Raw genomic sequence first — 24,346 nt, forward strand, 5'->3', positions numbered from 1 at the left:
CATGCACTGTGGGCAGTACGCCTTGCGCGCACCGCCCACCAGCGCCTGCAGTCTCAGAAAATCAAGCGTTCATGATCGACACGAGACGCGTATTCAAGTGCGCCTCAACGGCCTCGGTTCCACCTTCTGAGCCATAGCCCGAGTCCTTCAAACCGCCGAACGGCAGTTCAGCCGCAGGGGCTGCAGCCTGGTTGATCCAGAGCATGCCCACTTCCAGGCGCTGGGACAGCAAGTGGGCGTTTTTCAGCGAGGTGGTGAAGGCGTAACCGGCCAGGCCAAACGGCAGGCGGTTGGCTTCGGCGATGGCGTCTTCGATCTTTTCAAAGCCACGCACAGCGGCCACGGGGCCGAAGGGTTCTTCGTTGAAGATGCGGGCCGACAGGGGCACGTCGTTGAGCACCGTGGGCTGGAAGAAGTTGCCTTCCGACCCGATGCGCTGGCCACCTGCGGCCACCTGGGCACCGCTTTGCACGGCGTCGGCCAGCAGGTCGGCCATGGCGGTGATGCGGCGGGGGTTGGCCAGGGGGCCCATCTGTGTGCCTTCGGCCAAACCGTCGCCCACCTTCAAGCCCTGCGCGTGGCGGGCCAGTGCGGCCACAAATTCACCACGGATGCTTTCGTGCACCAGAAAGCGCGTGGGCGAGATGCACACCTGCCCCGCGTTGCGGAACTTGGCACCGCCTGCGGCGCGGATGGCCAGCTCAACGTCGGCGTCCTCGGCCACGATGACGGGGGCGTGGCCGCCCAGCTCCATCGTCACGCGCTTCATGTGCTTGCCAGCCAGGGCCGCCAGTTGCTTGCCCACGGGGGTAGAGCCGGTGAAGGTGACCTTGCGGATGACCGGATGCGGGATGAGGTAGTTGGAGATTTCTGCTGGGTCGCCATAGACCAGGCCCACGGTGCCTGCGGGCACGCCTGCATCGGCAAAGGCGCGGATCAGTTCGGCAGGGCTGGCGGGGGTTTCTTCAGGCGCTTTGACGAGGATGGAGCAGCCTGCGGCCAGGGCGGCAGCGAGCTTGCGCACCACCTGGTTGATGGGGAAGTTCCAGGGCGTGAAGGCGGCGACGGGGCCCACGGGGTCCTTGATCACCAGCTGCTGTGCCTTGAGGTTGCGCGAAGGCACGATGCGGCCGTACACGCGCTGGGATTCGTCAGCAAACCATTCGATGATTTCTGCGGCCGACATGGTTTCCACCTTGGCCTCGGCCAGGGGCTTGCCCTGCTCTTGCACCATGATGGCGGCGATGGCGTCGGCGCGTTCGCGGATCAACGCAGCGGCGCGGCGCATGGTCTTGGCGCGGTCTACAGCGGGGATGTCGCGCCAGGCTTCAAAGCCCTTTTGGGCGGCTTCCAGGGCTCGGTCCAGGTCGGCCTTGCCCGCGTGGGCCACCCGGCCAATTTCTTTGCCGGTGGCGGGGTTGTGCACGGCAATGGTCTTGCCGTCCGCAGCGTCCTGCCATGTGCCTGCAATGAAAAGACGGGTGTGGGGGTAGCTCATGCAAAAACTCCTGTGGATGGAACAAAAGACGGTGGCCAGCCCCGGGCCGGGCACCCTGGTGAATCTGCTTGAGCCCCAACAAGGCGTTGGGGGCCAAGCGCGCCCCACACTATAGGCGCAGCGCCAGCGGGCCGCCGTGGTTGTATGACAACCCGAGGCGAAGGTGGGGGTACTTGCCCCCTGCCCTTCGCACCCTGTCCACGCCCGCCGTCGCGCTGCGCCCTCGCCTGCTGGTCAGGGGGCTGCGGCCACACGCGGGGCCGCATCGCCCCAGTCGCCGCCCAGGGCACGGATGAGCCCCACGGTGGCCGTGTACTGCGCGGTGCGCACCTGCAGCGCCTGGCGGCGGTTGCGCAGTTCGCTGCGGCGGGCGTCGAGCAGTTCCAGCTGGCTGACCAGACCATTGCGGTAGCGCGTGTCGGACAGCTGCGTGGCGCGGCGGGCGGCCGTCACTGCGCGGCCTTGTGCCTCGGCCTGGCCCGCAAGCCAGCGCAGCGAAGCCAATTGGTCTTCCACCTCGCGGAAGGCGGTGAGCACCTGCTCGCGGTGGCTGGCCAGGGCCTGCTCCAACCGGGCGTTGGCGCCCTGCACTTGCGCGTCGCGCTGGCCGCCGTCCCACAGGGGCAGCGAGAGCAAGGCACTCACGCCCCAGGCGCGGGCCGACCACTTGAAGAGGTCGCCCAGCTCGGGCGATGCGTGGCCCGCATTGCCCGTGAGCGTGATGGCCGGGAACCAGGCCGTTTGCGCCACACCCACACGGGCCTGCGCGGCCATCACTGCAGTCTGCGCAGCCGACACATCGGGCCTGCGGGCCAGCACGGTGCCAGGCACACCGGGCGGGATGACTGGCAGGGCCGCATCGCTGGCAGCGGCGGGCAAGGCAAAGCTGCCGGGCACCTCTCCCACCAGAACGGCCAGGGCATTGGTCAGCAACGCTTGCTGGCGCTGCAAGGCCAGGGCTTCGGACTCGGTGGCAGCCACCTCGGTCTGTACGCGGGCCACATCCAGCTCGGCCACATCACCGGCCTGCTGGCGGCGCTGCGTCAAGCGCAGGGTGTCCTGGTACGCAGCCAGGCTTTCGTTGACGAGCTGCAGCTCGGTCTGCGCAGCCCGCAGCTGCAAATAGGTTTGCGCCACGTCGGCCTGCACCAGGAGGCGCGTGCTTTGCAGCAGTGCGGCGCGGGCATCGGCGTCCAGCCGCGCGGCATCGCTGGTTTGCGACAGCTTGCCAAACAGGTCCAGCTCATACGACACATTGAGCCCGGCCGTGCCCAGCGTGGCGGGGGTGGCACTGCCCGTGGTGGCGGCACCGGCCTGGCGGGTGACACCGGCCGATGCGCCCACCTGCACCGAGCGCGCAGCGTCGGCCGATCGCAGCAGCGAGCGGGCCTCGGCCAGCCGCCCAGCGGCTTGCTGGATGCTGGTGTTGGCGCTGCCTGCGCGCTGTACCAAGTCGGCCAGCGTGGCGTCCTGAAAACCCAGCCACCACTCGCCGCGGGGTTGGGCCTCAGCGGGCGGGGCCACCGTCCAGGGGGCGGGCGGCACGGCGGCTTGCTGGCTGCCTGCGCTGAAGGCCTCGGGCACGGGCACACCGGCGTGCGGTGCGGGCACCACGGGCTGCGTCATGCAGCCGGCCAGCACCAGCGCTGCGGCCAGGGGCGCCAGCAGGCTGCGCCTGCGGGCGGCGGGGGTTGGCACGGCCCCGGGGTGATTTGCGTTGTCTGTCATGTTGAATCTCCTGCCGGACCCACAACCCAGGTCTTCCGGGGCTGTGGGCGGCTTAGGGCGCAGGGCCTGGGCCCATTGCAAATAGCTCAAAGGCACAAAGGCGTTCAGGCACCTTCATGGGGGTGGCGGGGCGCTGCCAGCACGGGGTGTGCGGCACTGCCTGCGGCGTGCGGAGCATGCGAGATGGGCGCCACATGCGCACCATGCTCCACCAGCGGGCGGTTGCCTGCCAGCTTGCGCAGCAGCACGTAGAACACGGGCGTGAGGAACAGGCCAAAGGCTGTCACCCCAATCATCCCGGCGAACACGGCCACGCCCATGGCGCTGCGCATTTCTGCGCCCGCACCGGTGGACAGCACCAGGGGCAGCACGCCCATCACAAACGCCAGCGAGGTCATCAGAATGGGGCGCAGGCGCAGGCGACTGGCCTCAATGGCGGCCTGCACCGGGCTGCGGCCCGCAAACTCCAGCTCGCGCGCAAACTCCACGATCAGGATCGCGTTCTTGGCCGATAGCCCCACCAGCACGATGAGCCCGATCTGCGTGAACACGTTGTTGTCGCCCTTGGTAAGCCACACCCCCGTCATCGCCGCAAGCAGGCCCATGGGCACGATCAAGATGATGGCAATGGGCAGCGTGAGGCTTTCGTACTGCGCAGCCAGCACCAGGAACACCAGCAAGATGGCCAGCGGGAACACCAGCACTGCAGAGTTACCCGCCAGGATTTCCTGGTAGGTCAGCTCGGTCCATTCAAACGTGATGCCCTGGGGCAGCGTCTCGGCTGCAATGCGCTCGATAGCGGCCTGGGCCTGGCCCGACGAGAAGCCGGGCGCAGGGCCACCATTCACATCGGCGGCCAGGTAGCCGTTGTAGCGCATGGCACGCTCAGGGCCAAAGCTGGGCTCGATCTTCATCAGTGCAGACAGCGGCACCATCTCGCCCGTGCTGGAGCGCACCTTGAGCGCCGCCACATCTTCAGCCCGCGCACGGTAGGCCGCATCGGCCTGCACGCGCACGCTGTAGGTGCGGCCAAACTGGTTGAAGTCATTGGCGTACAGGCTGCCCAGGTAGATCTGCAGGGTGTCGAAGATGTCCGTCACGGGCACGCCCAGCTGGCGCGCCTTGGTGCGGTCGATGTTGGCGTACAGCTGCGGCACGTTGACCTGCCAGCTGGTGAACAGCCCAGCCAGCTCGGGCGTCTGGTAGGCCTTGCCCATGAAGGCCTTCACGGCGCCGTCCATGGCTTCGTAGCCCAGCGAGGCACGGTCTTCGATCTGCAGCTTGAAGCCGCCGGTGGTGCCCAGGCCCGCCACGGGTGGCGGCGGGAACATGGCGATGAACGCTTCCTGGATGCTGCCAAACGCCTGGTTCAACTGCATGGCCACGGCACCGCCGCTTTGGTCAGCACGGGTGCGCTCGGCAAAGGGCTTGAGCGTGACGAACACGATGCCCGAGTTGGAGCTGTTGGTGAAGCCGTTGATCGACAGGCCCGGGAAGGCGATGGCGTCTTCCACATTGGGGTTGGTCTTGACGATTTCACCCATGCGGCGGATCACATCTTCGGTGCGGTCCAGCGTGGCGCCATCGGGCAGCTGGGCAAAGCCCACTAGGTACTGCTTGTCTTGCGCAGGCACAAAGCCGCCAGGCACCACCTTGAACAGGCCCCAAGTGGCACCCACCAAGGCCAGGTAAATGACCAGCATCAGCGCCTTGCGGCCAATGACGCGCTTGACGCCACCGCTGTAGGCGTCCGAGCCGCGCTGGAACACGCGGTTGAAGGCGCCAAAGAAGCGGCCCAGCACCTTGTCCATGCCGCGCGTCAGTGCGTCCTTGGGCTCGTGGTGGCCCTTGAGCAGCAGTGCGCTCAGCGCGGGTGACAGGGTCAGCGAGTTGATGGCCGAGATCACCGTGGAGATAGCGATGGTGACCGCAAACTGGCGGTAGAACTGGCCTGTGAGCCCGCTGATAAAGGCCAGCGGCACGAACACCGCCACCAGCACCAGCGCAATCGCGATGATGGGGCCGGAGACTTCGCGCATGGCGCGGTAGGTGGCCTCGCGCGGGGTCAGGCCCGCCTCGATGTTGCGCTCGACGTTCTCCACCACCACGATGGCGTCGTCCACCACGATGCCGATGGCCAGCACCAGGCCGAACAGGCTCAGCGCGTTGATCGAGAAGCCCAGCAAATGCAGCACAGCAAACGTGCCCACCACCGACACCGGCACGGCCAGCAGCGGGATGATGGAGGCGCGCCAGGTCTGCAGGAACAGGATCACCACGATCACCACCAGAGCGATGGCTTCAATCAATGTGTGGATGACGGACTTGATGGACGCACGCACGAACTGTGTGGGGTCGTACGCAATGCGGTACTCCACACCTTCGGGCATGTTCTTCTGGATCTCGTCCATGGTCTTGCGCACATTGGCCGAGATGTCGAGCGCGTTGGAGCCCGGGGCCTGGAACACGCCCATGCCCACGGCGGGGTCGTTGTTGAGCAGCGAACGCAGCGAATAGTCGGCAGCACCCAGCTCCAGGCGGGCGATGTCGCGCAGGCGTGTCACCGCGCCGTCGGCGCTGGTCTTGACGATGATGTCGCCAAACTCTTCCTCGGTCGTCAAACGGCCTTGGGCGTTGATGGACAGTTGCAGGTCCACGCCCGGCAGGCCGGGCGAAGCACCCACCACACCGGCAGCCGCTTGCACGTTCTGCCCGCGGATGGCAGACACCACATCGCTGGCCGAGAGGCCGCGCTGCGCGACCTTTTGGGGGTCGAGCCACACACGCATCGAATAGTCGCCGCCGCCAAAGATCTGCACCTGGCCCACGCCGCCAATGCGGGCGAGCCGGTCCTTCACGTTGAGCACGGCGTAGTTGCGCAGGTAGTCGATGTCGTAGCGGTTATTGGGCGAGACCAGGTGCACCACCATGGTCAGGTCCGGCGCGCTCTTGACGGTGGTAACACCCAGGCGGCGCACTTCTTCAGGCAAGCGCGGTTCGGCCTGCGAGACGCGGTTTTGCACCAGCTGCTGTGCCTTGTCCGGGTCGGTGCCCAGCTTGAAGGTCACCGTCAGCGTCATCACGCCATCGGTCGTGGCCTGGCTGCCCATGTAGAGCATGCCTTCCACACCGTTGATGGATTCCTCCAGCGGCGTGGCCACGGTCTCGGCGATCACCTTGGGGTTGGCACCTGGGTACTGGGCGCGCACCACCACAGACGGCGGCGCGACCTCGGGGTACTCAGAGATGGGCAGACCGCGCAATGCGATGAGCCCCCCCAGGAAGATGAGCACCGACAGCACCCCGGCAAAGATGGGGCGGTCAATGAAAAAACGGGACAGGTTCATACAAATATTCCTGATGGCTCAAATCACTCGCTGCGCTCACACAGCGGGCGACTTGGTGGCGCCTTGGGCTTGCTTGCGCTCACCGGGCACCTCTGCTTTGGCCGACATGGGCACGGCTTGCGGTGCCAGCACAGCACCGGGGCGCACGCGCTGCAGGCCGTTGACCACAATGGTCTCGCCCGCCTTCAGGCCCGAGGTGACCACGCGCAGGCCGTCCACCGGGGCGCCCAGCGTCACCTCGCGGTACTCGGCCTTGTTGCCTTCGGCCACCACCATCACAAACTTCTTGCTCTGGTCGGTGCCCACGGCACGCTCGTTGATGAGCACCGCCTGGGTGTTGCGCGCCTGGCCCATGCGGATGCGTGCAAACTGGCCGGGGATGAGTGCGCCGTCGGCGTTGTCAAACACCGCACGCACGCGCACGGTGCCGCTCTTGGCGTCCACTTGGTTGTCAATCAGCTGCAGGTGGCCGGCGTGCGGCGTGCCGCCACTGGTGCTGGTGCCCGTGCCCATTTGCACGGGGATGCGCTCCAGCAACTGGCGCGCACTTTGCCCCTTGGAGCCGCTGCCCAGGTCTTGCAGGGCCTTCACCACGATCTGCTCGTCGGTGTCAAAGCTCGCGTAGATGGGGCTGACAGAGACGAGCGATGTCAGCACCGGCGCGCCCGCACCGGCGGACACCAGGTTGCCCACCGTGACTTCGATGCGACCCACGCGGCCCGCCACCGGCGCGCGCACCTGGGTGTACGACAGGTTCAGGCGTGCGGTTTGCAATGCGGCCTGCGCAGCGCGCAGGTTGGCATCAGCCTCGCGGTGGGCGTTCTGGCGTTCGTCGTGCTCGCGCTGGGCGATGGCGCTTTCTTGCAGCAGACGGGTGGAGCGGTCCAGCTCACTGCGGGTGTATGACACCCGGGCCTGCGCGGCGGCCACCTGGGCTTCGGCGCGGTCCACCTCGGCGGCGTAGGGGGCGGGGTCCACCGTCACCAGCAGGTCGCCCTGCTTGACGAGGGCACCCTCCTTGAAGTGCACGGCCTGCAGCGCACCCGCAACGCGGGGGCGCACCTCTACGCGCTGCACGGCCTCCAGGCGGCCCGAGAACTCGTCCCACAGGGCTATGTCTTTTTGCAGCACAGCGGCCACCGACACGGGCACGCCCTGCGGGGCGGCCCCTGCCGCGGGCGATTCAGCGTGCGAGTCTTGCAGGCCCAAGGCCGTGCCCCCCACAGCCACAGCTGCCGCAATGGCGCCTGCCGTGGCCCACCAGCGGCGGCGGGGCGAAGAGAGAAGTGCGTTGTTCATGGTGTTTTCCTCCGTGTCATTGATTCGGTTCATCAGGTCTGTCCAGGTCTGCCGGGCATGCCGCTGGTGGCGGGCCCGCAGGGCTCAAAAGGCTCTCCGCGCCATTCGGAGCCGTCTCAAATGCCCCATACAGGAGCGCGCGGCAAAGCACAAAAATCCAGGCAAAGCACATCCCTCCGGCACTTGGGGCCAGATTCAAAATAGGTTGCGAAATCCAAGGGCAAGGCTGCGCCCAGCCAGCTCTGCAAGCAGGCTGGGCCAGCGGCGATCAAGCGCCGGTCAAGGGGTCAAGGTCATCGGTGCGATCTGTGTCAGGACGGGGCCCGACATCGGGTGGCTTCAAAAAACCGCCGGAACTCCTCTTGCACCGCACCGGCGCAAGGGCATTCGTGCGGGCCAGTCTCCAGCAAAGGCTCTGGCCATTTCTCGGCCTTCGCAAACACATGCTGCGTCACCACCAAGCCTGCGGCGCGCAGCCGGGCGGCATAGGCCAGGGCCTCGTCGTGCATGGGGTCGGTGTCACCCACCAAAATCAGCGTGGGGGGCAAGCCTGCCAAGCGGTGCGCAGAAGCCGGTACCGCGTAGGGATGCTCGGCATCGCGTGGGCAGCGCAGGAAGTTGCGCCAGCCCTCCACCCACTTGCAGTCCACCGCGTCACCTGTCACCTGCCGCTGCGAGGCTGTGCCCACGCAGGGGTCGAGCATGGGCGAGAGCAAAATTTTCCCAGCCAGCGGAGGGTGGGACTGGTCACGCGCCATCAGGGCCACGGCGGCAGCCAGGTTGCCACCAGCCTCTTCGCCCGCCAGGTACACCAGCGCGCCCTGTCCGCCCAGCTTGGTGCGGTTGCGGTGCACCCACTTGAGTACGTCGTAGCCGGTGTCCACGGGTTGCGGAAACGGAGTGAGCGGGTAAGCCACCGACACCACCACGGCGCCAGCGCCTTCCAGCAAGCCACCCACGGTGCAGCCATTGTCCAGGTCACCCGACACAAAGGCGCCGCCATGAAAGTGCACCACCACTGGCGAGGTCTGGCCCGTCTTCTTGCGGCCGTACATGCGCACCGCCACGCTTTGGCCGGCAGCCAGTTCAATGGCGCTATCGACACAACGCGCTGCGGCTGGCTGCACCTTGGGTGCGGCGGCTGGCTTGGACTGCGGGGCGGGACGGGGGGCGTCGGGTTGCATGGCATGGCCCCGGAAAGGGGACCCTAAATCTTGGGATGGTTGAAATGTACCGACACAGCAGCACCTGATAAACCCGGCAAACACCACCGCAGTGTTTCCAAAAGCTCAACAATCAAGCCATAGGTTGCGTGTGAGAATTCTTCAGCCCCCGCAGAACAAAGTTCTGCGGGGGCTGATCAACCCGTTTCGAGGAGGGGCCATGGACCAAATTCAGGCCATGCGCATATTCACCCGTGTCGTAGAAGCAGGCACATTCACGCGGGCAGCCGACTCTTTGTCGCTGCCCAAAGCCACCGTCACCAAGCATGTGCAGGCGCTGGAGGAGCGACTGCGCGTGAAGCTGCTCAACCGCACCACGCGCCGCGTGACCGTGACGGCCGACGGCGCCGCTTACTACGAGCGTACGGTGCGCCTGCTGGCGGACCTGGACGACATTGAAGCCAGCATGACCAACGCCCGCGCCAACCCGCTGGGGCGGTTGCGGGTGGACGTGGGCACCTCGGTGGCGCAGTTGCTCATCATTCCGCACCTGGCCGAGTTCCAGGCCCGCTACCCCGACATCCAGCTGGACCTGGGCGTGAGCGACCGCACCGTAGACCTGATTGGTGACAACGTGGACTGCGTCATTCGCGGCGGGGCGCTGAGCGACCAGTCGCTGGTGGCGCGGCGCATCGGCAACCTGGAGTTCCTCACCGTAGCGTCGCCCGACTACCTGGCGCGCAAAGGCACGCCCGCGCACCCCCTGGAAGTCGAAGAAAAGCACTCCAGCCTGCTGTATTTCTCGCCCCAGTCCGGGCGGCACTACCCGCTGGAGTTCCGCAAGGGCGCCGAGTCCATCGACATCCACGGGCCTTACCAGGTCAGCGTGAACGAGGCCAATGCCTATGTGTCTGCAGCGGTGCAAGGCCTGGGCATCGCGCAGATCACCAGCTTTCAGGCGCAGCGGCACTTGCAAAGCGGTGCGCTGGTGCAACTGCTGCCGGAGTGGACCCAGCCCTTGCTGCCTGTCTATGTGGTGTACCCGCCCAACCGACACCTCAGCGCCAAGGTGCGCGCGTTTGTGGACTGGGCCGCAGAGCTGTTTCAGCGCGAACCTTACATGCAGCGCACCGAATCGCCTTAGGCGTAAGAACCTGTTCAAAGGCCGGTGCCCACAGCATCCAGTCGCTTTATGCTCTGGGCCTATGAACACACCCCAAGCGCCCCAGGGGCCGCAGCCCCACAGCACTGACGCGCCAGACGGCACCAGCCCCGTGGCCGCCCCCCCCACCACCCCAGAGCCCACGGTGGCCGCCCCTGCCCCACCCGCCAAGCAGGCGCGCAATCCCTTGCATGGCATCACGCTGGAGGCCATCGTGGTGGCACTGTCAGACCACTATGGCTGGGCAGAGCTGGGCCGACTGGTGCCGGTGCGCTGCTTTCAAAGCGACCCCAGCGTCAGCTCCAGCCTGAAGTTTTTGCGCAAGACGCCGTGGGCGCGCGAAAAGGTAGAGAGCCTCTACCTTTTCATGCTGCGCCAGCAACGGCGCAACGGGTAAACCGCGCCTGGCACAGTGGTCAGCCTCAGTCGCTGACCGCCACCAAAAAGTCGCGGCTGATGCCCGCGCCCAACTCGTTCACCTTGTCCAGGAACTGGGTCAGGAAGGCATGCAGGCCCTGCGACAGGATCTCGTCGATACGGCCATATTGCAGATCGGCCAGCAGACGGCCTGCGCGGCGCTGGGTTTCTGACGAGTGGTCGTTGGCCAGCACGCTCAGGTTCTCTACCACTTCGTGCAGGCTGGCGTGCAGCGAGCGGGGCATGTCGCGCCGCAAGATCAGCAAGTCCGCCACCCGCCCAGGCGTGATCACGTCGCGGTACACCTTGCGGTACACCTCAAACGCCGAGACGCTGCGCAAGATAGCGCTCCAGTGGTAGAAGTCGTTTTCCTGGTTGCGCTCGCTGGCGCGGCCAAAGAAGTCGTTCTGCACGGCATGGAATTTCACATCCAGTAAACGCGCCGTGTTGTCGGCCCGCTCCAGGAACGTGCCCATGCGCAGAAAGTGAAACGCCTCGTCTTGCAGCATGGTGCCCAGCGTCACGCCGCGCGAGAGGTGCGAGCGGTATTTGACCCATTCAAAAAACTGCCCCGGGTCGCGCTCAAACGCATTGCCTTCCAGCTGGCGGTGCAGCTCCAGCCAAGTCTGGTTGATGGTTTCCCAGACCTCGGTGGTCAAGGCCCCGCGCACGGCCCGTGCGTTTTCGCGCGCTGCGCGCAGGCACGACACGATGGACGATGGGTTGTTGCCATCACGCACCATGAACTCCAGCACACGCTCGGGCGTCACCTCGCCATGCTTGGTGGTGTAGGCAGGGATCAGTTCGCTGATGGACAGCAAGCCCTCCCACCCCTCTTGCGCGGCCTCGGCCGCCTGGGGCAACAGCGAGGTGTCGTAGCTCACGTTGAGCATGCGGGCGGTGTTCTCTGCCCGCTCTGTGTAGCGAGACATCCAGAACAAATGGTCGGCAGTGCGGCTCAGCATGCGGCCTCCTTGATCGAGCAGGGCAAGTCGGTAATAGGGCTACAGCTCAGCATCATTCAGTCCCTCCATTTCCCAGCACCCAGGTGTCTTTGGTGCCGCCGCCTTGTGACGAATTGACCACGAGTGAGCCCTCTTGCAGGGCCACGCGCGTGAGACCACCGGCCACCATCTGCACTTCGCGCCCGCTGAGCACGAAGGGGCGCAGGTCGATGTGGCGTGGGGCAATGCCACTGTCCACAAAGGTGGGGCAGCTCGACAGGCTGAGCGTGGGCTGCGCGATGTAGCCCGCTGGGTTGGCCAGCAGGGCTCCGCGAAAGGCTTCGATCTCGGTCTGCGTGGCGGCAGGGCCGATGAGCATGCCGTAGCCGCCCGCGCCGTGCACTTCCTTGACCACCAGGTCTTTGAGGTTTGCCAGCACGTACTGCAGGTCGTCCTGCTTGCGGCACATCCAGGTGGGCACGTTTTTCAGGATGGGTTCCTGACCCAGGTAGAAGCGAATCATCTCGGGCACATAGGGGTAGACCGATTTGTCGTCGGCGACGCCAGTGCCCACAGCGTTGCAGATGGCCACATTACCAGCGCGATAAGCCTCCATCAGACCGTAGCAGCCCAGGGTGGACTTGGGCCGGAAGACCTGAGGGTCAAGGAAGTCGTCGTCCACACGGCGGTAGATCACGTCCACCCGCTGCAGGCCGCGCGTGGTGCGCATGTAGACGAACTTGTCGCGCACCACCAGGTCTTGCCCTTCGACCAGCTCCACACCCATTTGCTGGGCCAGGAAGGCGTGCTCAAAGTACGCGCTGTTGTGCATGCCCGGCGTGAGCACCACCACGGTGGGGTCGTCCGCCGTGGCGGGGGCGCTGGCGCGCAGGGTGTCCAGCAGCATGTCGGGGTAATGCGCCACCGGCGCCACCTTGTACTGGCTGAACAGCTCGGGGAACAGCCGCATCATCATCTTGCGGTTTTCGAGCATGTAGCTCACGCCGCTGGGCACGCGCAGGTTGTCTTCGAGCACGTAGTACTCGCCCTTGCCCTGGGCATCGGGCGCACGCACGATGTCGATGCCTGCAATGTGCGCGTAGATGTTCTGCGGCACCTGCACACCGGCCATTTCGGGGCGGTATTGGGCGTTGTTGAGGATCAGGTCGGCAGGAACGATGCCCGCGCGGATGATGTCTTGCCCGTGGTAGACGTCATGGATGAAGCGGTTGAGCGCCGTGACCCGCTGCACCAGGCCCTGCTGCATGCTGCTCCATTCGTGCGCAGGAATGATGCGGGGGATGAGGTCGAACGGGATGAGCCGTTCGTTGCCCGCGCCGCCCTCGTCCTTGGCGCCATAGACGGCGAAGGTGATGCCCACGCGCCGGAAGATCATTTCGGCTTCGGCCCGGCGGGCCTGCATCACGTCAGGGGGCTGTTGGGACAACCACTGCGCATAGCGCTTGTAGTGTTCGCGCACATCGCTGCCTGCATAAGGAAGCGTGGCGTACATCTCGTCAAATTTCTGCATGAACTGGCCTCCTGCGGTCAGGATAGCAAGTTGTGCGCCCGACTCTCGGCTGGATGCCCCGAAACCAGCACAAACCCTGACAAGGGTCGAAGGCGAACGCCGTTGCGCGCCCCATCCTTCGGGGGATCTCTCAGAACCTGCTCTCAGGGCACCGCGTGCTGCCAATACCGGCGCCCGGTGTCGCGCTCACAGGCCACGGCCTGGGGCTGCGCAGACGACCAGCTCGCCGCGCCGCAGCGGGCAGACTCCACCACCGGCACATTGCGCTGGGCATAGCGCTGCAGCACTTCGGGCGCGGGGTGGCCAAAGCGGTTGCGGTAGCCAGACTGCACCAAAGCAGTGCGAGGCTGGACAGCATCCAGGAACGCGCCGCTGGACGAGGTTTTGCTGCCGTGGTGCGGCACCAGCAGCACATCGGCCTTCAGGGGCGCCGCGCGGGCCAGCAGGGCCTGCTCTTGCGGGGCTTCGATGTCGCCCACCAGCAAGGCCACGGCCGGCGCACCAGGCATGCCTGGTGCGCCGGCCACCCGCAGCACACAGCTCAGGGTGTTGGGGCGAACAGGGCGATCAAGGTGGTCGCTGCGGTCCAGCTCAGCGCTTGTGGGGTGCAGTACCTCCAACGCCACGCCATCCCACTCCCAGCGCTGCCCGGCCACACAAGGGGTGGCCGGGCGCAGGGCCTGCAGCGCATGCTCGGCTTCGATCGAGCCCGTCAACGCCGCTGCGGGCTGCTGGGCCAGCACGGCAGCCGCACCCCCGGTGTGGTCGGCGTCGCGGTGGCTGAGCATGAGCACATCCACCCGCTCGCCCAATGCCCGCAGCAGCGGCACCAGCACGCGGTGGCCCGCATCGCTCTCGCGGCTGAAGCGCGGGCCTGCGTCGTACAGCAAGGTGTGCGTGCCCCGTGGCGCCGCCATCGCCCTCACCCACCTCACGGGGCAGCGGCGGCGGGACATTAGAAGGACTTATGGCAAACATGGGCTGATGCTAATGCGCCTTGCAGCAGCCCTGCGCGCGCAGTGCACAGCCCCGGCTGTGTAACACTTGGCGCCACAGCCCGATGCAGGCATTGCCAGCACCGGGCCTCTATTTCTCGCACCGTTTTCCCGCGCCGATGGCGCACATCAACCAAGGAAGCCAACCATGAGCGTTTACGACAAACTGAGCGAACTCAACATCACCCTGCCCCCCGTGTCGGCCCCCGCAGCCGCCTACGTGCCTTATGTGCAAACGGGCAACCTGGTGTTCCTCTCCGGCCACATCGCCCGCAAGGACGGCAAGCCCTGGGCCGCGCAGTTTGGCAAGAACATCACCACCGAAGAAGGCAAGCTGGCCGCCCGCGCCGTGGCCATCGACCTGATGGGCACACTGCACGCGGCCACAGGCGGTGACCTCAACCGCATTCAGCGCATCGTCAAGGTGATGAGCCTGGTCAACTCGACCGGCGACTTCACCGAGCAACACCTGGTGACCAACGGTGCCAGCGAGCTGCTGGGCCAGGTGTTTGGCGACAAGGGCGTGCACGCCCGCAGCGCCTTTGGCGTGGCCCAAGTGCCCATGGGCGCTTGCGTGGAGATTGAACTGATTGCCGAACTGGCTTGATACCGAGCTACTGCGCACAACAAAAAAGCCAACCGGCGACGGTTGGCTTTTTTACTTTCAGGCCAGCGGGTGTCACTCCACGCGGGTCACCGCGTTGGGCTTGAAGCCCAAATCCGCCGCCTTGCCCTTGCGGCCCCGTGCAGCACGGGCGTTGTTCAGGCTGCGAATCTCCAGCGTTTCATCGCGCACCTTGCCGCCCCGGCCAATGCCATCGAGGCGAATGCTGCGCGTGTAGGCTGCAGCGCCTGCGAGCTGGTCTTTGTCTTCCAGGTCGATCAGCATCAGGCCCCGGCCGCCGTTGACCATGGTTTTCAGCTCGGTGATCTCGAACGTGAGGATGCGCCCCCCCGTGGAAGCGCAAGCCACATGCGTGGCGGGCAGCACCGGCTTGCTGCCCGTGGTGCCTGTGGCGTGCGATGGCACGCACACGGTTTCGCCCTCGCCCAGCGTGAGGAAGGCCTTGCCGCCCTTCTGGCGCGACACCATGTTCTCGACTGCCGCCAGGAAGCCGTAGCCACCCGAGTTGGACAGCAGCAGCGTGGCGTTGGCAGGCCCGGCAAAGTAGTGCAGCACCTGCGTGCCAGTTTCCAGCTCGATGAGCGTGGTCACCGGCTGGCCGTCGCCACGTGCACCGGGCAGCAGCGAGACGGCCACCGAGTACACGCGGCCATTGCTGCCAAAGGCCAGCAGGGTGTCGACCGTGCGGCACTCGAACGTGCCATACAGCCCGTCGCCCGCCTTGAAGGCAAAGCTCGCGGCCTCGTGGCCATGGCCGGTGCGTGCGCGCACCCAGCCTTTTTGCGAGACGACCACGGTCACAGGCTCGTCCACCACCTTGACTTCGGCCACAGCCTTCTTCTCGGCCTGGATGAGGGTGCGGCGGGGGTCGGCAAAGGTCTTGGCGTCCGCCTCGATCTCCTTGACCATGGTGCGGCGCAGCGAGCCAGGGTTGTTCAGGATGTCTTCGAGCTTGCCCTGGCTTTCGCGCAGTTCTTTCAGCTCCTGCTCGATCTTGATCGCTTCTAGGCGCGCCAACTGGCGCAGGCGGATTTCAAGGATGTCCTCGGCCTGCCGGTCGCTCAGGTTGAAGCGCGCAATCAGCGCCGCCTTGGGCTCCTCGGCGTGGCGGATGATGGCGATCACCTCGTCGATGTTGAGCAGCACCAGTTGCCGCCCCTCGAGGATGTGGATGCGCTCCAGCACCTTGTTCAAACGGTGCTGCGTGCGGCGGGTGATGGTGGTCTGGCGGAAGGCAATCCACTCTTCCAGCATCTGCCGCAGGGATTTTTGGGTGGGTCGGCCATCCAGCCCCACCATCGTGAGGTTGATGGGGGCCGAGGATTCGAGGCTGGTGTGGGCCAGCAGCGCGGTGATCAGTTCCTGCTGCGGGGTCTTGCCCGTCTTGGGCTCGAACACCAGGCGCACGGGGGCGTCTTTGCTCGACTCGTCACGCACCACGTCCAGCACGGCCAGCATGCTGGCTTTGAGCTGAGTCTGGTCTTGCGAGAGCGCCTTCTTGCCCGCCTTGACCTTGGGGTTGGTGATTTCCTCGATCTCTTCGAGCACCTTTTGCGTGCTCACGCCGGGTGGCAACTCGTTGACCACCAGCTGCCACTGGCCACGCGCCATGTCTTCGATCTTCCAGCGCGCGCGCACCTTGAGGCTGCCCCGGCCCGTGCGGTAGGCATCGGCAATGTCGCCCGCGCTGCTGATGATCTGGCCGCCACCGGGGTAGTCCGGGCCGGGCACCAGGGCCAGCAGTTCTTCCTGGCTGAGCGACGGCGTCTTGATGAGCGCAACGCAGGCGTCGGCGATCTCGCGCAGGTTGTGGCTCGGGATTTCGGTGGCCAGGCCCACGGCAATGCCGCTGGCGCCGTTGAGCAGCGCGAACGGCAGGCGTGCGGGCAGCTGGCGCGGCTCCTCGGTGCTGCCGTCGTAGTTGGGCATGAAATCCACGGTGCCTTCGTCGATCTCATCCAGCAGCAGGCTGGTGATACGTGACAGGCGAGCTTCGGTGTAGCGCATGGCCGCAGCGCCGTCGCCGTCGCGGCTGCCGAAGTTGCCCTGGCCGTCGATGAGCGGGTAGCGCTGGGCAAAGTCCTGCGCCATGCGCACCAGCGCGTCGTAGGCCGACTGGTCGCCGTGCGGGTGGAAGCGGCCCAGCACATCGCCCACCACGCGGGCGCTCTTGACCGGCTTGGCCGCCGCACTGCGCGTGGGGCCGCTATAGCCCAGGCCCATGCGGTCCATCGAATACAGAATGCGCCGCTGCACGGGCTTGAGGCCATCGCACACATCGGGCAGCGCGCGGCCCTTGACGACCGACAGCGCGTATTCCAGGTAGGCACGCTGGGCGTAGCCCGCCAGGCCCAGGGAGTCGCCCCCGTCATCGCCTGCGGTGGTGAAATCGAGAGTGGGTTGGTCGCTCATTCGTTAGCGCTCATTCGTTCGGAATCGTCGGTAGAGGTTCGTTGCTGGCGCGGGTGTGCGCCACCAAAGTGTCGGGCGGCAGATTGCCACGGCCTTGGGCGCCGCCCTGCAGTTGCATGCGCACCCGCCCCGGCGCTGCGCGCTGGGCCAGCACGGGGGCGGGCGGCTTGAGCTGGGTGTACAGCGCCAGCACCGTGCGCACGTAGTTCTGGGTTTCTTTGAAGGCGGGGATCTGGTTACCGGCCTTTTGCACCGCGCCCTCGCCCGCGTTGTAGGCCGCCAGGGCCAGGTCCATGCGGCCGGGGAACAGGTCGAGCAGGTAACGCAGGTAGCGCGTGCCGGTGGGCACGTTCACGGCGGGGTCGGTCAGCTTTTGCTCCAGCGAGCGCTTGGCATCGGCCCGCACGCCAAAGCGGCTGGCCGTGGCGGGCATGAGCTGCATCAGGCCCACCGCGCCCTTGGGCGAGACGGCCTGCGCATCAAAACCCGACTCGGTGGCAATCAGCGCTTGCAGCAGCTCGTAGTCCACAGCCTGCTGCTCTGCGGCGGCGCGCAGGTGGTGCTTGATGCTTTTGTAGCCGGGCGCGATGTCAAAAAACGCCAGCAGGCGCGCACCGGCGCTGGGCATGCCATGCGGGGTGGCGGGTGTGCCTGCAGGCATGTCACGGGTCGAATCGAACTCGGTGCCCCGAAAGAAGAGCTGGTACCGCGCATCGAGCTGCTCGGCCGCAAAGTGCGTCACCCCGCGTTCGTCCACATGCGCCCACAGGTCGGCATGGGCATGCTGCTGCAAAAAGCAGAGCAGCAAACCCAATACAGACCAGCGCAAGAGGCCGATTTTGCGAAGTGATTTCATGGCAAGCAGCGTGGGCGTCTGTGGCTCAGCCCGTCAGATATCGATCTCGACCGCATCGCCATGCAGCTCCATCAGCTCGCGGCGCGCGGCGGCTTCGCCCTTGCCCATGAGCTTGGTGATGAGGCCTTCGGTGGCGGCAAAGTCCACGTCGCCCAGCTGCACGGGCAGCAGGCGGCGGGTGTCGGGGTTGAGCGTGGTTTCCCACAGCTGCTCAGCGTTCATTTCGCCCAGGCCCTTGAAGCGGCTGATCTGGCACTTCTCGCGTGCCACGCCGTCCTTGGCGCACTTGTCGAGGATGGCCGTGAGCTCGCCATCGTCCAGCGCATACATCTTGGCGGCGGGCTTTTTACCGCGTGCGGGCACATCCACGCGGAACAGCGGCGGGCGCGCCACGTAGATGTGGCCGGTCTCGATGAGCTTGGGAAAGTGGCGGAAGAACAGCGTGAGCAGCAGCACCTGGATGTGCGAGCCGTCCACATCGGCATCACTCAGGATGCAGACCTTGCCGTAGCGCAGGCCGCTCAAGTCCGGCGTGTCGTTGGGCCCGTGGGGGTCCACGCCAATGGCCACCGAGATGTCGTGAATTTCGTTGTTGGCAAACAGGCGGTCGCGCTCCACTTCCCAGGTGTTGAGCACCTTGCCGCGCAGCGGCAGGATGGCCTGGCTTTCCTTGTCACGGCCCATCTTGGCACTGCCACCAGCGGAATCACCTTCGACCAGGAAGACTTCGTTGTGGGCGATGTCCTTGCTTTCGCAATCGGTGAGCTTGCCAGGCAGCACGGCCACGCCAGAGCCCTTGCGCTTTTCGACCTTCTGCCCGGCCTTCTGGCGGGTTTGGGCAGCCTTGATGGCCAGCTCGGCGAGCTTCTTGCCGTATTCAACGTGCTGGTTCAGCCAGAGTTCGAGCGCCGGGCGCACAAAGCCGCTGACCAGGCGCACCGCGTCGCGCGAGTTCAGGCGTTCCTTGATCTGGCCCTGGAACTGCGGGTCGAGCACCTTGGCTGAGAGGACATAGCTGGCGCGCGCAAACACGTCCTCGGGCAGCAGCTTCACGCCCTTGGGCAACAGGCTGTGCAGTTCGATGAAGCTCTTGACCGCGTTGAACAGGCCGTCGCGCAGACCACTTTCGTGGGTGCCACCCGCGCTGGTCGGGATCAGGTTGACGTAACTCTCACGCACGGGCTGGCCGTCTTCGGTGAAGGCCACGCACCACGAGGCCCCTTCGCCTTCTGCAAAGCTCTCATTGCCGCTGTCGGCAAAGCCTTCGCCTTCAAACAGCGGGATCACCGGGTCGCCGTTGAGCGTCTGCATCAGGTAGTCGCGCAGACCGCCTTTGTACTGCCAGGTCTGGGTGTCGCGCGTCTTCTCATTGACCAGCGATACGGACACGCCCGGCATGAGCACCGCCTTGCTGCGCAGCAGGTGGGTCAGCTCGCCCATGGGCAGCGCACTCGACTCGAAATACTTGGCATCAGGCCACACCCGCACCGAGGTGCCCTGCTTGCGCTCGCCCGCCTCCAGCGGGCGGGCCACCAGCGGCTCGACCACATCGCCGCCCGAGAACACCAGGCGGGCCGACTGGCCCTCGCGGTGGCTGGTGGCTTCGAGCCGCGTGGCCAGCGCGTTGGTCACGCTCACGCCCACGCCGTGCAGGCCGCCCGAGAAGCTGTAGGCCCCGCCCTTGCCCTTGTCGAACTTGCCGCCCGCATGCAGGCGGGTGAAGACCAACTCAATCACCGGAGCCTTCTCTTCGGGATGCATGCCAAACGGAATGCCCCGGCCGTCGTCTTCGATGCTGACCGAGCCGTCGGCGTGCAGCGTGACTTTGATCTTTTTGCCGTAACCCGCCAAAGCCTCGTCGGCGGCGTTGTCCAGCACTTCCTGGATGATGTGCAGCGGGTTGTCGGTGCGGGTGTACATGCCCGGGCGTTGCTTGACGGGCTCCAGGCCCTTGAGCACGCGGATCGAGCCTTCGGAATATTCGCTAGCGGAGACAGTAGTGGGTTTGGCAGCCATGGCGCGGATTGTAGTGCGGCAGCGCAACAAAGGCTGGATAAAACAACAGCCCAAACGCCTCAGCCGCCCTCCGCCCGCAGCCCCGCCCCTGCTGCCAACTGTATTGGTCGCCTCTGTACCAGCGCGTTTCCCGCAATCTGGCTACATTCCCCCGCATGCATATGAATCCTCCCAAACTATCCATGCTCCAGGTGCTGGCCTGCGGCGCGGCCATCGTCACTTTGTCGATGGGCATTCGCCATGGCTTTGGCCTGTGGTTGCAACCCATCACCCAAGAGATGGGCTGGACCAGGCAGTCATTTGCCTTTGCAATTGCGCTGCAAAACCTGTCGTGGGGGGTGATGGGCATCTTTGCGGGCATGGCGGCAGACCGGTTTGGCGCCTTCCGGGTGTTGATGGGGGGCGCCGTGCTGTATGGGCTGGGGCTGGCGGGCATGGCCCTGTCGCCCACCCCGCTGCTGTTTGCGTTGACCACCGGGCTGCTGATTGGCGCGGCGCAGGCGGGCACCACCTATGCGGTGATCTACGGCGTGCTGGGCCGCCAGATTGCGCCCGAAAAACGCTCCTGGGCCATGGGCGTAGCGGCGGCGGCTGGCTCGTTCGGGCAGTTTTTGATGGTGCCTGTGGAGGGCTGGCTGATCACCGGGCTGGGCTGGCAGCAGGCGCTGCTGGTGTTGTCGATGGCGGTGCTGATGATCGTGCCGCTGGCCTTTGGTCTGCGCGAGCCCGGGTTTCAGGGCGCTGCGGCGCCCAAGCGTGAGCAAACCATTGGCCACGCGCTCAAGGAAGCCTTCAGCTACCCCAGCTTCAATCTGCTGATGGCGGGCTACTTTGTCTGCGGCTTCCAGGTGGTGTTCATCGGGGTGCACATGCCCAGTTATCTCAAGGACCACGGCCTGTCGCCCCAGGTGGCCAGCTATGCGCTGGCGCTGATCGGGCTGTTCAACGTGTTTGGCACCTACATCGCAGGCACGCTGGGGCAGCGCATGCCCAAGCGGTTCATTCTGTCGTTCATCTACCTGGCCCGCGCCGTGGTCATCACCATCTTCTTGCTGGTGCCGCTGTCACCGCTGTCGGTGTATGTGTTCTCGGCCGTGATGGGTGCGCTGTGGCTGTCCACGGTGCCACCCACCAATGCCACCATTGCCCAGATTTTTGGGGTGCAGCATCTGTCCATGCTGGGCGGCTTTGTGTTCTTCAGCCACCAGATCGGCAGCTTCCTGGGCGTGTGGCTGGGTGGCTATCTGTATGACGCCACGGGCAGCTACGACATCGTCTGGTACATCGCCATTGCGCTGGGCGTGCTGGCGGGGCTGGTGAACCTGCCGATCAAGGAAGCCCCCATCCAGCGGGCGCAACCCCACGCGGCCTGACACCTTAAAAACCGTATTGAAAGAGGCCTGCCGTGAACCCCTCCCAGCCCACCACCCCATCACCGCACGTCCCCCGCGCGCGGCGCAGCTGGCTGCGGGCGCTGGGCTGGCTAGCGGCCGTGGCCGTTTGCCTTGCGGTGTTTGCGATGTACACCGTGCCAGACTTCATGGTCATGGTGGCCGACAAAGTCTGGTCGTGCTTTTGATTTGTGGTATTTTAGGCCCCTAGCGCTTGATAGATAAGCGCCAGCAGCTACCAATTTAATAGCAAACAACACATGCACGGCACGGAAGCCCCCTCTGCCTGGGTTCAGCAATGGACGCACCTCGTCCCACCGCACGCCCATGTTCTGGACGTGGCCTGTGGCGCGGGCCGCCACATGCGCTGGCTGCAAGCCCAGGGCCATACCGTCACGGGCGTAGACCGTTCGCCCGAGGCCATCGCCGCCTGCGCCGGGTTGGGTGAGTTGATTTGCGCCGACATCGAAAACGGCCCCTGGCCCCTGCAAGGCCAGCAGTTTGGCGCCGTGGTGGTGACGAACTACCTGTGGCGCCCGCTGCTGCCCACCTTGCTCGCCAGCCTGGCGCCCGGCGGCGTGCTGATTTACGAAACCTTTGCACAAGGGCACGAAACCGTAGGGCGCCCCAGCCGGGCCGACTTTCTGCTGCGCCCGGGCGAGTTGCTGCAGGCTTTTGGGGCGCTGCGCACGGTGGCCTACGAGGACGGCTACCTCGAAAACCCGGCCCGGTTCGTGCAGCGGATCGCGGCGGTACGGGAAACACCTCACCCAGAGGCCCCCGCGCGCCATGGGCTGCAGCCCGCGTCTAGTTAGAATGCCCTTTTACCGTTTTCATCTGCGGACATGACCTCTTCCTCCGTGCCTCTTACCGGCAGCATCGTCGCCCTCGTCACCCCCATGCACGAGGACGGTAGCGTGGACTACCCCACCCTGCGCAAACTGATCGACTGGCACATCGCCGAGGGCACAGACTGCATCGGCGTGGTGGGCACCACGGGCGAATCGCCCACGGTGAATGTCGAAGAACACTGCGAGATCATCCGCGTGGCCGTGGAGCAAGCCGCCAAGCGCGTGCCCATCATGGCGGGCTGCGGCGCCAACTCCACCGCCGAAGCGATCGAGCTGGCCAAGTTTGCCAAGAAGGTCGGTGCCGACACGCAGCTGCAGGTCGTGCCTTACTACAACAAGCCGACCCAAGAAGGCCAGTACCTGCACTTCAAGGCGATTGCCGAGGCCGTGGGCGATCTGCCTACCGTCCTCTACAACGTGCCCGGCCGCTCGGTGGCCGATATGCAGCACGACACCGTGCTGCGCCTGGCCCAGGTGCCCGGCATCATCGGCATCAAGGAAGCCACGGGCAACATCGAACGCGCGCAGTGGCTCATCCGCGAAGCCCCCAAGGGCTTTGGCATCTACTCAGGTGACGACCCGACCGCCGTGGCACTGATGCTGTGTGGCGGCCACGGCAACGTGAGCGTTACAGCCAACGTGGCGCCCAAGCTGATGCACGAGCTGTGCGTGGCCGCCATTGCGGGCGACGCGCGCCGCGCCATGGAAATCCAGTTCAAGCTGATGCCCGTGCACAAGCACCTGTTCGTCGAAGCCAACCCCATCCCCGTCAAGTGGGCCATGGCCCGCATGGGCTTGTGCGGCGGAACCATGCGCCTGCCCATGACTCCATTGACCCAGGGCAACGAAGCCGTGGTCGAAGGCGCCCTGCGCAGCAGCGGCCTGCTTTGAGCCTGCCCACCCCTCACCGACATTCCAAGGATTTCCGAGTGAAAGCAAATACCCGTCTGGGCCTGCTGGCCCTTGTTGCTGCCCTGTCAGCCTGCTCGACCCTTGAGGGCGACAAGATCGACTACAAAAGCGCAACCAAGGGCTCGACCCTGGAAGTGCCCCCGGATCTGACCCAGCTCTCCAAAGATTCGCGCTACGCCGTGCCCGGCGGCGCCGTGTCTGCCGCCGCGCTGCAGGCCAGCCAACAGGCTGCACAGCCCTCCGCAGCCAGCCAGGCAGCCGCCACCACCATTGGTGATGTGCGCATTGAGCGAGACGGCAACCAACGCTGGCTGGTGATAAACCGCCCTGCCGACAAGCTGTGGGAGCCTGTGCGTGAGTTCTGGCTGGAGAGTGGATTCATCTTCACCCAAGACCAGTCCAACCTCGGCATTCTGGAAACCGACTGGGCCGAAAACCGCGCCAAGCTGCCCCAGGACATCGTGCGTTCGACCCTGGGCAAGGTGTTTGAATCGCTGTATTCGACTGGCGAGCGCGACAAGTTCCGCACCCGCCTGGAGCGCAATGCCAATGGCGGCACCGACATCTACATCAGCCACCGCGGCATGATCGAGGTGTACACCAACACGCAAAAAGACCAGACCATCTGGCAGCCCCGCGCCGCCGACCCCGAGCTGGAAACCGAATTCTTGCGCCGCCTCATGGTCAAGCTGGGCGTGAGCCAGGAGCAATCCAAAGCGATTGCAGCCACCGCCACCCCAGTGCAAGTGGCACCCGCAGCCCGTATCGCTACCGTCAATAACGCACCCGCTGTGCAGTTGGCGGAGAACTTTGACCGCGCCTGGCGCCGCGTAGGCCTGGCACTGGACCGCACCGGCTTCACCGTGGAAGACCGCAACCGCAAGGACGGCCTGTACTTTGTGCGCTACGTCGCCCCCAACGCCGACAAGAAGGAGCCAGGCTTCTTCGGCAAGCTGTTTGGCGGATCGTCGGCAGCCATTCCGCCACTGAAGTACCGCATCGCCGTGCGCAGCGAGGGCAACGCCTCCACCGTGTCCGTGCTCAATGAAGCTGGCGCCCCTGAAACGTCGGCCAATGCCGAGCGCATCGTACGCGTGATTGCGGACGAACTGAAGTAACTAGCCCAATGCGGGGCACAGCACCGTGCCCCCATCCCGCCCCGCAGCCCCACACAGGAGCTGCGGGGCTTTTTTAATGGA

General features: G+C 65.6%; 18 protein-coding genes and 1 pseudogene. 8 read left to right on the forward strand and 11 right to left on the reverse strand.

All coding sequences use genetic code 11. The features are described from left to right. Positions 1–61: 61 nt before the first annotated feature. The 5 genes from CLU88_RS09120 to CLU88_RS09140 form a co-directional block, all read right to left on the reverse strand. Positions 62–1,498: an NAD-dependent succinate-semialdehyde dehydrogenase gene (locus tag CLU88_RS09120; RefSeq protein ID WP_099656314.1), complete on the reverse strand. Its 1,437-nt coding sequence runs from the start codon at positions 1,496–1,498 to the stop codon at positions 62–64. Between the two features lie 234 nt (positions 1,499–1,732). Further along, positions 1,733–3,226, reverse strand: a complete 1,494-nt coding sequence (locus CLU88_RS09125; RefSeq protein WP_099656315.1) for an efflux transporter outer membrane subunit — start codon at positions 3,224–3,226, stop codon at positions 1,733–1,735. A 104-nt stretch (positions 3,227–3,330) separates the two neighbouring features. Continuing rightward, a complete protein-coding gene (locus CLU88_RS09130; RefSeq protein ID WP_099656316.1) occupies positions 3,331–6,573 on the reverse strand; it encodes an efflux RND transporter permease subunit in 3,243 nt (1,080 codons plus the stop codon). Positions 6,574–6,609: 36 nt separating this feature from the next. Next, positions 6,610–7,872: an efflux RND transporter periplasmic adaptor subunit gene (locus CLU88_RS09135; protein WP_099658754.1), complete on the reverse strand. Its 1,263-nt coding sequence runs from the start codon at positions 7,870–7,872 to the stop codon at positions 6,610–6,612. Between the two features lie 311 nt (positions 7,873–8,183). Then, complete coding sequence (locus tag CLU88_RS09140; protein ID WP_099656317.1) at positions 8,184–9,056, reverse strand: alpha/beta hydrolase; 873 nt, start codon at positions 9,054–9,056, stop codon at positions 8,184–8,186. Between the two features lie 199 nt (positions 9,057–9,255). On the opposite strand from CLU88_RS09140, the gene CLU88_RS09145 reads away from it, so the two are divergent. Together CLU88_RS09145 and CLU88_RS09150 are read left to right on the forward strand one after the other, a co-directional pair. Then, positions 9,256–10,179, forward strand: a complete 924-nt coding sequence (locus CLU88_RS09145; protein WP_099656318.1) for a LysR family transcriptional regulator — start codon at positions 9,256–9,258, stop codon at positions 10,177–10,179. Positions 10,180–10,240: 61 nt separating this feature from the next. Further along, positions 10,241–10,594: a VF530 family DNA-binding protein gene (locus CLU88_RS09150; protein ID WP_099656319.1), complete on the forward strand. Its 354-nt coding sequence runs from the start codon at positions 10,241–10,243 to the stop codon at positions 10,592–10,594. Between the two features lie 25 nt (positions 10,595–10,619). Here CLU88_RS09150 and CLU88_RS09155 read toward each other — a convergent pair whose 3' ends face one another. The 3 genes and pseudogenes from CLU88_RS09155 to CLU88_RS09165 all read right to left on the reverse strand — a co-directional run. Continuing rightward, positions 10,620–11,579, reverse strand: coding sequence for an alpha-E domain-containing protein (locus CLU88_RS09155; protein WP_099656320.1), 960 nt, complete (start codon positions 11,577–11,579; stop codon positions 10,620–10,622). A 52-nt stretch (positions 11,580–11,631) separates the two neighbouring features. Next, positions 11,632–13,089 carry a circularly permuted type 2 ATP-grasp protein gene (locus tag CLU88_RS09160; RefSeq protein WP_099656321.1) on the reverse strand — a complete coding sequence of 486 codons (1,458 nt, stop codon included), beginning with the start codon at positions 13,087–13,089 and terminating at the stop codon, positions 11,632–11,634. Positions 13,090–13,232: 143 nt separating this feature from the next. Next, positions 13,233–13,988 (reverse strand): annotated as a pseudogene (locus CLU88_RS09165) (ComEC/Rec2 family competence protein); the annotation flags it as partial. A 244-nt stretch (positions 13,989–14,232) separates the two neighbouring features. Between CLU88_RS09165 and CLU88_RS09170 the strand changes: the two are divergent. Beyond that, positions 14,233–14,691: a RidA family protein gene (locus CLU88_RS09170; protein WP_099656322.1), complete on the forward strand. Its 459-nt coding sequence runs from the start codon at positions 14,233–14,235 to the stop codon at positions 14,689–14,691. 72 nt (positions 14,692–14,763) lie between these two features. Here the strand turns inward: CLU88_RS09170 and parC are convergent, their stop codons facing one another. From parC to CLU88_RS09185, 3 genes are read right to left on the reverse strand one after another with little or no spacing between them, the layout of a single operon-like run. Next, positions 14,764–17,121: a DNA topoisomerase IV subunit A gene (gene parC, locus CLU88_RS09175; RefSeq protein ID WP_099656323.1), complete on the reverse strand. Its 2,358-nt coding sequence runs from the start codon at positions 17,119–17,121 to the stop codon at positions 14,764–14,766. 10 nt (positions 17,122–17,131) lie between these two features. Further along, positions 17,132–17,977, reverse strand: a complete 846-nt coding sequence (locus tag CLU88_RS09180) for a lytic transglycosylase domain-containing protein (protein WP_099656324.1) — start codon at positions 17,975–17,977, stop codon at positions 17,132–17,134. Between the two features lie 33 nt (positions 17,978–18,010). Then, positions 18,011–19,993, reverse strand: coding sequence for a DNA topoisomerase IV subunit B (locus tag CLU88_RS09185; RefSeq protein WP_099656325.1), 1,983 nt, complete (start codon positions 19,991–19,993; stop codon positions 18,011–18,013). A gap of 155 nt (positions 19,994–20,148) precedes the next feature. Between CLU88_RS09185 and CLU88_RS09190 the strand changes: the two genes are divergently transcribed. The 5 genes from CLU88_RS09190 to bamC all read left to right on the forward strand — a co-directional run bounded on the left by CLU88_RS09190 (position 20,149) and on the right by bamC (position 24,265). Further along, the gene (locus tag CLU88_RS09190; protein WP_099656326.1) at positions 20,149–21,366 is read left to right on the forward strand and encodes an MFS transporter; all 1,218 of its coding nucleotides are present in this window, start codon (positions 20,149–20,151) and stop codon (positions 21,364–21,366) included. 32 nt (positions 21,367–21,398) lie between these two features. Then, positions 21,399–21,572: a hypothetical protein gene (locus CLU88_RS22975; RefSeq protein ID WP_158235589.1), complete on the forward strand. Its 174-nt coding sequence runs from the start codon at positions 21,399–21,401 to the stop codon at positions 21,570–21,572. A 72-nt stretch (positions 21,573–21,644) separates the two neighbouring features. Continuing rightward, complete coding sequence (locus tag CLU88_RS09195; RefSeq protein ID WP_099656327.1) at positions 21,645–22,199, forward strand: bifunctional 2-polyprenyl-6-hydroxyphenol methylase/3-demethylubiquinol 3-O-methyltransferase UbiG; 555 nt, start codon at positions 21,645–21,647, stop codon at positions 22,197–22,199. A 30-nt stretch (positions 22,200–22,229) separates the two neighbouring features. Next, positions 22,230–23,126: a 4-hydroxy-tetrahydrodipicolinate synthase gene (dapA, locus tag CLU88_RS09200; RefSeq protein WP_099656328.1), complete on the forward strand. Its 897-nt coding sequence runs from the start codon at positions 22,230–22,232 to the stop codon at positions 23,124–23,126. A gap of 38 nt (positions 23,127–23,164) precedes the next feature. Continuing rightward, positions 23,165–24,265, forward strand: a complete 1,101-nt coding sequence (gene bamC, locus CLU88_RS09205) for an outer membrane protein assembly factor BamC (protein ID WP_099656329.1) — start codon at positions 23,165–23,167, stop codon at positions 24,263–24,265. Positions 24,266–24,346 lie beyond the last annotated feature (81 nt).

The sequence above is a fragment of the Acidovorax sp. 56 genome (genome assembly GCF_002749705.1).
In the GTDB taxonomy this organism is placed as follows: domain Bacteria; phylum Pseudomonadota; class Gammaproteobacteria; order Burkholderiales; family Burkholderiaceae_C; genus Acidovorax.